Source organism: Staphylococcus sp. 510 (assembly GCF_057219715.1).
Genome location: NZ_JBXVVK010000001.1, coordinates 118,260 through 129,925, shown reverse-complemented (window position 1 = coordinate 129,925; position 11,666 = coordinate 118,260). Strand labels below are relative to the sequence as shown.

General features: G+C 33.9%; 13 protein-coding genes. 3 read left to right on the top strand and 10 right to left on the bottom strand.

Features of this window, described 5'->3' with window-relative positions; translation table 11 throughout:
* Positions 1–8 precede the first annotated feature (8 nt).
* Positions 9–1,352: a branched-chain amino acid-like transporter carrier protein BrnQ3 gene (brnQ3, locus tag AC2D8K_RS00615; RefSeq protein WP_002451192.1), complete on the top strand. Its 1,344-nt coding sequence runs from the start codon at positions 9–11 to the stop codon at positions 1,350–1,352.
* A gap of 37 nt (positions 1,353–1,389) precedes the next feature.
* Here brnQ3 and AC2D8K_RS00610 read toward each other — a convergent pair whose 3' ends face one another.
* From AC2D8K_RS00610 to AC2D8K_RS00600, 3 genes are read right to left on the bottom strand one after another with little or no spacing between them, the layout of a single operon-like run.
* Positions 1,390–2,532, bottom strand: a complete 1,143-nt coding sequence (locus AC2D8K_RS00610) for a toxic anion resistance protein (protein ID WP_002451365.1) — start codon at positions 2,530–2,532, stop codon at positions 1,390–1,392.
* Between the two features lie 18 nt (positions 2,533–2,550).
* Positions 2,551–3,174 (bottom strand): 5-bromo-4-chloroindolyl phosphate hydrolysis family protein, encoded by a 624-nt coding sequence (locus AC2D8K_RS00605; RefSeq protein ID WP_037552154.1) that lies wholly within the window; start codon positions 3,172–3,174, stop codon positions 2,551–2,553.
* A 26-nt stretch (positions 3,175–3,200) separates the two neighbouring features.
* Positions 3,201–3,470, bottom strand: a complete 270-nt coding sequence (locus AC2D8K_RS00600) for an acylphosphatase (protein WP_002451363.1) — start codon at positions 3,468–3,470, stop codon at positions 3,201–3,203.
* Positions 3,471–3,627: 157 nt separating this feature from the next.
* On the opposite strand from AC2D8K_RS00600, the gene msaA reads away from it, so the two are divergent.
* Positions 3,628–3,936 (top strand): regulatory protein MsaA, encoded by a 309-nt coding sequence (msaA, locus tag AC2D8K_RS00595; protein WP_484697809.1) that lies wholly within the window; start codon positions 3,628–3,630, stop codon positions 3,934–3,936.
* Between the two features lie 186 nt (positions 3,937–4,122).
* Entirely contained in the window at positions 4,123–4,323 is a 201-nt protein-coding gene (gene cspA, locus AC2D8K_RS00590) for a cold shock protein CspA (RefSeq protein ID WP_002433901.1), read from the top strand.
* 289 nt (positions 4,324–4,612) lie between these two features.
* Here the strand turns inward: cspA and lysA are convergent, their stop codons facing one another.
* The 7 genes from lysA to AC2D8K_RS00555 form a co-directional block, all read right to left on the bottom strand.
* Complete coding sequence (gene lysA / locus AC2D8K_RS00585; protein ID WP_002451361.1) at positions 4,613–5,878, bottom strand: diaminopimelate decarboxylase; 1,266 nt, start codon at positions 5,876–5,878, stop codon at positions 4,613–4,615.
* A gap of 2 nt (positions 5,879–5,880) precedes the next feature.
* On the bottom strand, positions 5,881–6,957 hold the full coding sequence (locus AC2D8K_RS00580; protein ID WP_002451360.1) for an alanine racemase: 1,077 nt from the start codon (positions 6,955–6,957) through the stop codon (positions 5,881–5,883).
* A 3-nt stretch (positions 6,958–6,960) separates the two neighbouring features.
* Positions 6,961–8,112, bottom strand: coding sequence for an amidohydrolase (locus tag AC2D8K_RS00575; protein ID WP_037552151.1), 1,152 nt, complete (start codon positions 8,110–8,112; stop codon positions 6,961–6,963).
* A gap of 184 nt (positions 8,113–8,296) precedes the next feature.
* The gene (gene dapD, locus AC2D8K_RS00570) at positions 8,297–9,016 is read right to left on the bottom strand and encodes a 2,3,4,5-tetrahydropyridine-2,6-dicarboxylate N-acetyltransferase (protein WP_002451358.1); all 720 of its coding nucleotides are present in this window, start codon (positions 9,014–9,016) and stop codon (positions 8,297–8,299) included.
* A gap of 23 nt (positions 9,017–9,039) precedes the next feature.
* Positions 9,040–9,762, bottom strand: coding sequence for a 4-hydroxy-tetrahydrodipicolinate reductase (dapB, locus tag AC2D8K_RS00565; protein ID WP_484697807.1), 723 nt, complete (start codon positions 9,760–9,762; stop codon positions 9,040–9,042).
* Positions 9,762–10,646, bottom strand: a complete 885-nt coding sequence (gene dapA, locus AC2D8K_RS00560) for a 4-hydroxy-tetrahydrodipicolinate synthase (RefSeq protein WP_484697805.1) — start codon at positions 10,644–10,646, stop codon at positions 9,762–9,764. The genes dapB and dapA overlap by 1 nt, the downstream gene beginning before the upstream one ends.
* A 1-nt stretch (position 10,647) precedes the next feature.
* Complete coding sequence (locus AC2D8K_RS00555; RefSeq protein WP_002451355.1) at positions 10,648–11,637, bottom strand: aspartate-semialdehyde dehydrogenase; 990 nt, start codon at positions 11,635–11,637, stop codon at positions 10,648–10,650.
* Positions 11,638–11,666 lie beyond the last annotated feature (29 nt).

The following is an 11,666-nucleotide window of genomic DNA, read 5'->3' as shown; positions in this document are numbered from 1 at the left end:
GCAGCATTATGAACAAGAATACATGGATTGTAGGGTTCACACTTTTTGCCATGTTCTTTGGTGCAGGTAATTTAATCTTTCCAACGAACTTAGGTTTAGATAGTGGACACTTTTTCTGGCCTGCGATTCTCGCATTTGCACTAACTGGTATAGGATTGCCTTTACTTGGCGTTGTCGTTGGTGCACTTGATAAACAAGGTTATATTGGTGCATTTAATAAAATATCACCAGTTTTTTCGATAATATTTTTAATAGTGATTTATTTAACTATAGGACCATTATTTGCTATACCTCGTACAGCTTCAACATCATTTGAAATGACTGTCACACCGATAGCACATACGAATGGCAATTTAGCTCTATTTATATTTACACTTATTTATTTTATTATCGTATTATATTTATGTATTAATCCAAATAAAATGGTCGATCGTATCGGTTCATTACTTACGCCACTATTACTGATTACTATTTTAGCAATGATTGTTAAAGGGTTTATCGATTTTAGTGGCCATACATCAAGTCATGGTAATACAGAACTTTTTAACAGTAATATTGGTAGTTTTTCTCAAGGGTTTACACAAGGTTACTTAACAATGGATGCTATTGCTGCTATTGCATTTTCAATGATTGTAGTGAATGCGATTAAGGCAACAGGTGTCAATCATGCTGATAAGATATTTAAGCAAACCTTAATGGCAGGTTTAATCGCTGCTGTCGCGTTAATCTTTATCTATATTTCTTTAGGATTTATCGGCAATCACATTGATATTTCAGATGCCAAGTTAAAATCACTTGCTGCTAAAGATCAAAATGTAGGTACATTTTTATTAACGACAATGGCATCTACAGGCTTCGGAACTTTCGGTAAGTATTTATTAGGTATCATTGTAGCATTAGCTTGTCTAACAACTGCATGTGGTTTAATAGTTGCTGTAAGTGAGTATTTCCACAGAATTATTCCTAAAATTTCGTATAAAACATTTGTCATTATCTTTACTATTATTAGTTTTATTATTGCGAATCAAGGTCTAAATGCTGTGATTACAATGTCACAACCCGTACTTAGCGTCATCTATCCTGTGGCAATCACAGTTGTGTTACTCATATTGATAGCAAGATTTATTCCGACAAAACCTATTACACAACAAATCACTGTTATAGTTGTTGCTATTGTATCTATCTTGAGTGTGATTCATACACAAGGATGGTTACAACTGAGCTTCATGGATCATCTATGGCTAAAAGATTATTCATTAGAATGGTTCCCAATTGCGGTCATTACTACCATCATCGCATACATTATTGGTATATTTATCAAACAACAACCTATCGTTTATCAAAAAGAATAGATAAAAAAGCTTCCCTAAAGTAAGTAGGGAAGCTTTTTTAAGATTCTTTTCGCATTGATAATAAATGTTGCTTCAAGTCATTTTCAAGACCAGATAATTCTTTTTCAGCAGCTTGTCGTTTTTGACGACCTTCATGTTGAATTTGTAATGTTTGTTCTATCGTATCAATAATATCACTTTGTGTTTGTTTCAATGTTTCAATATCGACGACACCACGTTCATTTTCTGTTGCCGTTTCAATTGCATTTTGTTTCAACATTGATGCGTTTTGAGTTAATAAATCATTCGTTGTATCTGTGACTGCACGTTGTGCTGATACTGCATTACGTTGTCGCATCAATGTCAACGCAATAGCCATTTGGTTCTTCCATAATGGAATACTTGTTAGAATTGAACTTTGAATTTTTTCAGCTAATGCCTGATTTACATTTTGAATCATTCGTATTTGTGGTGCAGTTTGAATAGCAATTTGTCTTGAAAGTTGTAAATCATAGATTCTCTTTTCTAATCGATCCACAAATTGCTCCATGTCTGCGACTGCTTGAATATCCATTTGATTACCTGTTGTTTCAGCTTTCTTCTGTAAATCAGGAATGATATGTTGTTGTATATCTTGCTTTTTACGTTGTGCTGCTGCAATATAAAGTGTCACATCATCAAAATATCGCTTATTTTGATCATATAACCCATCTAATAAATCAATATCTTTCGTTAAGTTACCTTTATGCTTTTCCAATTGAATGGTAATTCGATCAATCTGCGAACTCACTGATTGCATTCTAGAGAATACCTCATTAATAGAAGCTTTGGTTCTTCTAAAGATACGTTTTATCCTAGATTGTTTATTAGGATCTAAGTCATTAGGGTTCACAGATTTTAATTTACTCATCAATTGGCTTAATGAGTCTCCAATAGGTCCAATATCTTTCGATTGAACATCATCCAACATTTGATGTGAAAACTGTGACATATTTTGTTGCAAGTTGGTACCAAAAGATAATAAGCCATCGTGATCAAGTGGTTTTATTTGTTCACTAATTTCATTAATCCTTTTTTGATCAGCTTCAGTAAATTGATGTTCAAAATCTTCAACAACCGTATTCGGTTGCTCAGATTGTTGATTGATATATTGATCAAGAGGGTGTGATGGGGTACGTTCATGTTCATTTGCCATATCCATTTACTCTCCTTATCTATATTATTTTTTTCGACGCTGTTGTTCTAATTTATTTAATTCCATTTCTACATCTAATCGTTCATAATCGTCTTCATTGAGTTGTTTTAAATCTGCTACTAACGTTCGTTTGACTTCGTCTAATGTAATTCTTGTTTGTTCTAATTTCTGCTTTTCTACGGGAGACTTTCTAGGCATTTTAGTTAATCTCGTATATGAATCTACTAAATTCAAGGCATTATCAATATGCGAATAAAAGAATCCTTCTACTTTAAAAAACATTCCTGGACGTTGTCTTACACTCATATAAATCGAGCGAGAGATTCTATAAATGTCGTTAACCTGTCTAAAATCTTTAATAGAACGAATATTGATAAATGATTTGAAAATCAAACGTATTTTAGATTGGGCTTGGTTTAATTGACTTCTAACATATCGATATTCTCTTCGAGTTAATCCTATTTCATTTAGATATTTACGTGAAGTCAAGCGCTGAGTAGGGAAGTAAGACACGACAAATCCTCCCAAACCGATGAATCCGTCTATAATAAAAGACAAATCAAATCCAAAGATACTTACCATCCAAGCAATCATCGCTACCGGTATGCCTACCATGGTCCCCAAAACTCTTGAAATATTATATCTCAACTGCCATCTTCCTTTTTAGTATTGATTTAAATTGTTTTAAAATCAGTTAATGATTCGTCTAAATCTAAGTCTTCTATCTGATAGTTAGTTACATGTGAGGCTGGAGAAGCACCTTCAATAACACTATTTATAAATGATTCTAAATTGTCTTTTTCTCCTTGAGCATATATATCAACATAATCTTCAACATTTTGCACTGTACCTACGACGTGATGTTGATTGCCTAGTCTCTGCGTATAATATCTAAAGCCGACACCTTGTACTGTGCCAAATACTTGTATATGTTTACGTTCCATTATTATCACCTCATATCACTATTATAAGGATAAAGACGTAAAAAAACTAATATTTGCTATATCGTCTATCAGTCAAAAGTATGAGTCTTCTAACTTGATTTTGATATACAACCAGTTAAAATTATCAATATAGAATTTTAAAAAGAAGGGGATACATATGTGGACGGTTGCAAAAATTAGAGCTGACTATGAAGGTTGGTGGTTGTTTGAAGATTGGCCAGAGAAGATTGTTAAACAATCCGAGTTTTCTACATATGAAGACATGTTAGATGTATACTGTAAATTAATCAAAGATTGTAACGCATATTACGACAATTGCGTAATGGGGAAATATAATATGTACGCATTTTACAATAATTGTGATTTAAATTTCTGTGAAGATTGTGATGAGGATTTACAAATATTTTATAGTTTTATTGTTTTAAAAAATAATGAAGTTTATTATAATCTTCCAAAAATAGTTTAAATGATAATTTCCTATAATTGTATTGCAATTTTGCATTATTTAAATTATAATATCAAGTAAGCAATAGTTTTATTCCATATTGCAAAAAATATTTGCTATTATCGTTATGAGTAATTAGGTCATGTATTTTTTGTAATATGCGAATAACGCATATTGAATGAATTTTAGTCTTGGAGGTTTCAGATTATGAAACAAGGTACAGTTAAATGGTTTAACGCTGAAAAAGGATTCGGCTTCATCGAAGTTGAAGGAGAAAACGACGTATTCGTACATTTCTCAGCAATTAACCAAGATGGTTACAAATCATTAGAAGAAGGTCAATCAGTTGAATTTGAAGTAGTTGAAGGCGACCGCGGACCACAAGCTGCGAACGTTGTAAAACTATAATAAATAGATTGTAATTAATTGACTTTATTAACTAACACCTTACCAAGATGTAAGGTGTTTTTTTATGCGATTCATTCAATGTGCTATGTGATGATATAGGATACTTTTTAGACTATCATTAAAAACGTGACTTTTAACTCTCAGTGTTAAGTCACGTTTTATTTATGTTTAAATACTAAAGCATCATTTAGAGAGATGAACTCTCAAGATTAAAAAAATGGCTATAACAACGAGTTCCATTAAACTAATTGTTATAGCCTTATAAAATGCCATACGAGATTAACTTTTATTATTTAGTATCGTTAATAATAAGTTGTCTTAATGATTGACGTTTAATCACTTCACGAGCTTTTCCATCTTTGATAAAGAACACTGAAGGTTTTTGCATTTGATTATAATTAGATGCCATTGAATAATGATATGCACCTGTTGATAATATTGCTAAATAATCACCACGTTGTACAGAACTTGGTAATTTTGCATTCTTAATGATAATATCACCAGACTCACATAATTTACCCGCAATAGTAACTGTATCATCCGCTTCTTCTTGGCGATTTACTAATAAAGCTTGATACTTAGCATCATAAAGTGCTGTTCTAATATGATCACTCATACCACCATCTATAGATACGTATTTATTAATTTCTGGTATCTCTTTAATCGTTCCCACTTCATACAATGTTATTCCAGCTTCGCCAACGATAGAACGACCGGGTTCAATACCTATTTCAGGTGTTTCCATATTTAACTGTTGTGCTTCATTTTTGATTGCATCAGTGATTTCAGCAATGCTGCTTTCAATAGGGAAGCTTACATCTCCCTCAACATATTTAATACCAAAACCACCACCAAGATTAAGTAAATCAACATGAATTTGTTGATCATTTAACCAATTCATAACTATTTTTGCAGTTTCAATAAATGCTTCTGTTCCTTCAATTTGTGAGCCAATATGAATATGTACACCTTTTAAATGAAGATGGTTAGTTTGTTTGATTTTATCAATTGCTTCATTAGCTAAGCCATAGCGTATCGATAAGCCAAATTTACTATCTTCTTGTCCTGTTTGGATAAATTCATGTGTATGTGCTTCAACACCTGGGTTAACTCTTAAAACTACTTGTACTGTTTCACTTGCATATCGATCAATTAAATCGATTTCTTCTAAAGAATCTATGACAAAATATCCAATATGATTTTCTAAAGCGTATTTAATTTCATGCTTCGTTTTATTATTACCATGGAAGTGTATACGACTTGGATCAAAGCCAGCTTCTAATGCAGTATACAATTCTCCTTCAGATACAACATCGAGTTGTAAATCTTCCTCTTGGACTAATTTAACCATTTGTATACAAGTAAATGCTTTAGAAGCATATGAAATATTATATTTTAATCCACTTTGTTGAAATGCTTTATGATAACGACGCATTTGATTTCGTATTTGTTCTTCATCATAAACAATCGTTGGGGTACCAAAACTTTGTGCAACTGTTTTAAGACTTGTACCTCCCATTGTTAATTCGCCGTATTCGTTATATTCTACTGTCATCTTTATCTGTACTCCTTTATAAGAGAATCGTGATTCATAGCGCTCAGTTGTTCTGAATTTGCTCCCACACCCTTAAAGGTATATTCATCAATGCGCATACTTTCATTATATAATACAACTTGATCTTGTGCATGTACGTGTTCATCAACTTCTACAAACATATGGCTCATCATTAGGGCACGAATAGGGTAGCGCTTACCGTTTATCAATGCTTCATGTTGTGCTCTTGCTCTTAATATACCGTCACCATAACCAACATCTACCACAGCAAGCTTAGTATTGTCATGTTGTGTTTCAAATGCCCAACTATAGCCACAATAGTCACCATTTTGAACTTCTCTAATTTGTATGACATTCGCTTTTACAGTCAATGCTTGTTGAATGGCTGATTCATTCAATCCACTATATGGACGTGAACCATATAAAGCAATACCCACTCTAGCATGTGTATGGTGGGGGAGAACGACTTGTCCTTCTCGATAATAGCTTGCACTATTTTGAGAATGTATATAGTCGAATTGATACCCTTCATTTAATAATGTATGTAAAACATTCAACCATGCTGAACGTTCTACATCATATTCAGTTACACCAAATTCATCAGCATAACCAAAATGTGTCCATAAACCAGAAATAATCATGCGTTTAGGGTTCTTATTATGTTGATGATCTTGTAATACCTCTTGAATCTCTTCTAGTGTTTTAAATCCAGAACGATGCAGTAAATTTTCAAACTCTAAGTGCACATGAATATCTCGTAAATCTTCTTTATGCTCGTAATAATACTTTAAAGAAGGTAAGGTCATATGAATATGATAATCACGTACAGTATCAAAATCATATACCGCATTCATAAGAAACACCGTTGCATCTGGTGCTAATTCACGTACACGAACCGCTTCTTTAAGTGACGTCGTACTAAATGTATTGATACCTGCACGTAAAAATTGCCTTACCGCAAATTCTAAGCCATAGTGGTAAGCGTTATTTTTAACAACGGCCATAATGGGTTGTTGATTTTTCACTTTCTTAGCATTGTTATAAAATGCTTCTGTATCGACTGACCAAATTGCTGTCAATGCTTACACCTCTTTATAATTTAATAGTAGTTGTTCATAATAATTGGCTACGTCTATTAATACCTTTTCATCAAAATTTAAATGAGACGTATGTAATCCTGTCACATAACCTTTATCTTTATTGCGAGTTCCAACGAAGACGAAGTAAGCAGGTGCTAATAATTGACCATAGAAACTAAAGTCTTCACCAAATAAGAATGGTGTTGGTTTGTCGATGACTTCTAGATTTGCATTTTTAAGTGCCTGTTCAACAGGTTCGCGTAATTTCGGACTATTCATTGTAGGTGGATAGCCTTCCTCAAATTTTACTTCACACGTCACATTAAATAATAATGATACACTTTCAGCAATTTTTTGCATTTGATTTTTTACAATAGTTAAATCATCGACATCATATGTACGAATTGTTCCTTCTAAATAGCCATTACTTGGTACTGTATTGATAGCTTCACCAGCTTCAAAATGACCCATATGTACTATATTTCGTTTTAATCCATTCAAATGAAATTGTTGTATTTGACCCACTTGTGTTAAGACGTGTTGTAAGGCTTCGCCACATGAATGACCTTGTTCTTTATCAGCAACGTGACTAGATAGTCCTGTTAAATAGAATCGGTACTCTGTCGCACTTGCCGTAATTTCTTCGTCTCGAATGACAACTGTGCCTTCATCAGAAAAAGGATTAACGTGAATACCAAATACAGCTTCAATAGGGTAATTATCAAAAGCCTTGGCTTTTATAAGACGATGTGCACCACCACCTGTTTCTTCTGCAGGTTGGAATATAAATACAATATTGTGAGGGAGAGTACCTTTATCTGCCATTGCTTTACAACGCTTAACAAATAACATCAGTGCCGTCGTATGACCATCATGGCCACATGCATGCATCACGTTATCATTTTGGCTACGAAACTCTACATCATTTTCTTCAAAAATGGGTAATGCATCTATATCTGCTCTATAAGCGATAGTATGCTGACTATTACCTTCAAGATATGCAATCGCACCTGTTTCCAATGGACGTTCAAATGGTACGCCTAATTCTGTTAAGAAATTAGTAATGTACTGAGTAGTTTCATATTCATGTAAACTTAATTCAGGATGCTGATGTAAATGTCGACGGTGTGTTGTTACAAATTCTAATTCATTCATCATTATCATTCCTTTCACCATAAAAATCCCAAAATATATACTATTAAATATCATGATAATAAAAAGTCGAAACAATGAGGAGAGGCAATGTGATCATTTGAACGGTAGGGCGTTAAACACACTCACGTTCAAGTTCAAACCATAGGCCACTCCTTTGTTTCAACTGCCGTATTATTATAATAATTTAATCATTTAATTTGCGTAATGCTGATACAATTTCACGTTTAGAATCTTCGACTTCAGACGTTTGCTTGATCACTTTAGCAGGTGTCCCGGCAACAACTGCTCCTGCAGGTACATCTTGCGTCACAATAGCGCCAGCTGCTACAATCGCACCTTCACCAACTCGAACACCTTCTAAAATAACTGCATTTGCACCAATTAACACATTATCTTCAATGACAACAGGTGACGCACTAGGTGGTTCGATTACACCAGCTAATACTGATCCTGCACCAACATGTACATTTTTACCAGTTGTCGCACGACCGCCTAGAGTAGCATTCATATCTACCATTGTACCTTCGCCAACAACAGCACCAATGTTAATTGTTGCACCCATCATGACTACAGCACCATCTTCGATTACAGCTTGTTCACGAATGAAAGCACCTGGTTCAATACGTGCATTCGTATTTGTTAAATCTTTTAATGGGATGGCTGAATTACGACGATCCATTTCAATTTCAATATCCTCAAATTTGTTTTGATACGACTCATAAAATGGTTTCCAATCATCCGCTTCACAAAAGATCACTTTAGAATGATCTGAACCAAATACTTTAAATGATTCGGGGAAGTTGACGCCATCAAATGTACCATTGACATAAACTTTTAAAGGCGTTGATTTTTTTGCATCACTAATATATTGAATAATTTCTTGTGCTGATAAATGTTGTACCATAATTTTGCTCCTTTAGTTATATTTTATAAATTATCAAATGTATAAAAACCGTTTTCTTTATTGATTAATTTTTCAGCTGCACCAATTGCACCATTCGCGAAAATGTCTTTAGATTGTGCTTTATGTGAAATCGTAATTGTTTCATCTGTTCCAGCAAATAACACATCATGTTCTCCAACAATCGTACCGCCACGAACTGTATGGATGCCAATTTCGTCTGGTGTACGTTTCTCAGTTTTATAATGGCGATCATATACTGGAGTTGTTTTATCACGTAATCCTTCTATAACATCATATAACTTCACTAATGTACCACTAGGCGCATCCACTTTCTTATTATGATGTGCTTCTGTCAGTTCAATATCAAAATCTTGTAATAGGGGAACTGCAGCTTCTAAAATTTTAGTAAGTGCATGAACACCATAACTCATATTTGCACTGAAAAATACTGGCATCTTTTTACCTAATGCTTCTAATTTTTGTGTGATTTTCTCTTTTTCACCAGTAGTCGCAACGACTAATGGCAATTCAAATGATTCATCTAATAGGGGTAATAATAAATTAGGATTAGAAAAATCAATTGCTACATCTGCTTCTTTAGCATCTGCAATATGTTCAAATTGTTGGTATGGTGATGAATCACTATTCATCGGTTCAATAACACCGACAATTTCGTGGCCTTTTTCTTCAGCTAATCTAGCAACACGCTGGTTCATAGCACCATAGCCAATTAATAAGATCTTCATTATTTTTCACCTGCTTTAAATGTTTCGTAAGCTTGCTCTAATGTTTGACGATCATTATCCTCAAGTGGTACAAGAGGCAAACGTAATTCATAGCTTCCAAATCCTTCATAAGCCGTTAATGCTTTAATTGGAATAGGATTAACATCAACTGATAACGCGTCTAATAATTGGCCAATCGGTTCAAATGCCTTTGCCAATGTGTCCCCATCTTGTTTAGCATCATATAAGTGTTGAAATGCTTTTGGAATGACGTTAGCAATGACTGAAATCACGCCATTACCTCCACGTTGATAAAAATCAACCACATTGTCGTCATTACCACTATAAATGGCAAATTCATCTTGATTCACACGTTTTTTAACTTCTTCAAAATAATTCAAATCATTTGTCGCATCTTTAAGCGCTACAATATATTTATTTTGACTTAACGTTTCAACTGTTTCTGGTTCAATCGTCATATTCGTACGTGAAGGTACATTATATAAGACAACAGGTAATTCAACTGCATTCGCAATTGTTTCAAAGTGTTGAACTAAACCACGTTGATTTGTTTTATTGTAATAAGGTGTAATTAGCATCAATGCATCTGCACCAAGTTGACGTGCACGTACAGACGCTTGAATAGATTTTTCAGTATTATTTGTACCTGTACCTGCAATCACAGGAACTTGTTTGTTAACTAAATTCACAACTGTTTCTAAAACATGTTCTTTCTCTTCATCGTTTAGTGTAGGGCTTTCAGCTGTAGTTCCATTTACAATAATCGCTTGTGCATTATTTTCTAATAAGAATGTAACGTGTCGTCTTAATGCATCATAATCTACTTCATTATTTACAAATGGCGTTGTTAATGCGACGCCTACACCTTCAAACATGTGTGTCATATTAAAGAACTCCTTTCAATTTTAAAACTTGTTCTAAAACTTGAACGGCATTCAATGCTGCACCTTTAAGTAGGTTGTCTGATGTACACCATACGTGGAAAGTATTGTCTAATGTGTCATCTCGACGAATACGACCAACAAACACGTCGTCTTTACCTGTTGAGTGAATTGCTAAAGGGTATTCATTTTTAGCAGGATTATCTACAAGAACAACACGATCATCTTTATCGAATAATTCTTGAATTGCTTCAACGGTAGTATCTTGTTTTAAAGTAACATCCATTTCAACACTATGGCTATCTTGAACTGGCACACGTACACAAGTTGCAGTCACTTTTAAATCTTTGTCATTTAAAATTTTACGTGTTTCATCTATCATTTTTTGTTCTTCTTTTGTATAACCATTTTCAAGGAATACGTCAATATGTGGTAATACGTTATTATAAATTGGATGAGGATAAGCTTCTGGTGCTTTACCATTTGCACCTTCAGATAAATCTCTCTTACCCTTAACTCCTGATCCTGAAACCGCTTGATATGTCGTATAAGCTACTCTTGATAATCCAAATGCATCTTGCAATACTTTTAATGGTACGACTGATTGAATCGTAGAACAGTTTGGATTAGCAATGATGCCTCTTGTAAAGTGGGGTTCGTTAACCTCAGGTACAACTAAATCAACATCTTCTGTCATACGCCATTGACTAGAATTATCAATGACAATAGCGCCAGCTTTTTCAAATAGTGGGGCGAAGTGTTCACTTGTACCACCACCAGCACTCATCAATACATAATCAAAGTGTTCACTTGCTGCTTCATCTGTAAGTTCTTGTACTGTATACGTTTGCCCTTGAAATTCGATTGTTTGACCAGCTGAACGTGCTGAAGAAAATAGAACCAATTCATCAAAAGGGATCTCTTTTCGATCTAAAGTTTCTAACATTTTTGTTCCAACTAATCCTGTTGCACCAACTACTGCTAATTTTGTCATGTCTAAGTCACTCCGTTTTAAATATTATT

What these genes read in the sequence shown, in the direction of transcription:
- brnQ3 (WP_002451192.1), top strand. Translation starts at nt 9, where the DNA reads ATGAACAAGAATACATGGATTGTAGGGTTCACACTTTTTGCCATGTTC.
- AC2D8K_RS00610 (WP_002451365.1), bottom strand. Translation starts at nt 2,532, where the DNA reads ATGGATATGGCAAATGAACATGAACGTACCCCATCACACCCTCTTGAT.
- AC2D8K_RS00600 (WP_002451363.1), bottom strand. Translation starts at nt 3,470, where the DNA reads ATGGAACGTAAACATATACAAGTATTTGGCACAGTACAAGGTGTCGGC.
- msaA (WP_484697809.1), top strand. Translation starts at nt 3,628, where the DNA reads ATGTGGACGGTTGCAAAAATTAGAGCTGACTATGAAGGTTGGTGGTTG.
- cspA (WP_002433901.1), top strand. Translation starts at nt 4,123, where the DNA reads ATGAAACAAGGTACAGTTAAATGGTTTAACGCTGAAAAAGGATTCGGC.
- lysA (WP_002451361.1), bottom strand. Translation starts at nt 5,878, where the DNA reads ATGACAGTAGAATATAACGAATACGGCGAATTAACAATGGGAGGTACA.
- AC2D8K_RS00575 (WP_037552151.1), bottom strand. Translation starts at nt 8,112, where the DNA reads ATGAATGAATTAGAATTTGTAACAACACACCGTCGACATTTACATCAG.
- dapD (WP_002451358.1), bottom strand. Translation starts at nt 9,016, where the DNA reads ATGGTACAACATTTATCAGCACAAGAAATTATTCAATATATTAGTGAT.
- dapB (WP_484697807.1), bottom strand. Translation starts at nt 9,762, where the DNA reads ATGAAGATCTTATTAATTGGCTATGGTGCTATGAACCAGCGTGTTGCT.
- dapA (WP_484697805.1), bottom strand. Translation starts at nt 10,646, where the DNA reads ATGACACACATGTTTGAAGGTGTAGGCGTCGCATTAACAACGCCATTT.
- AC2D8K_RS00555 (WP_002451355.1), bottom strand. Translation starts at nt 11,637, where the DNA reads ATGACAAAATTAGCAGTAGTTGGTGCAACAGGATTAGTTGGAACAAAA.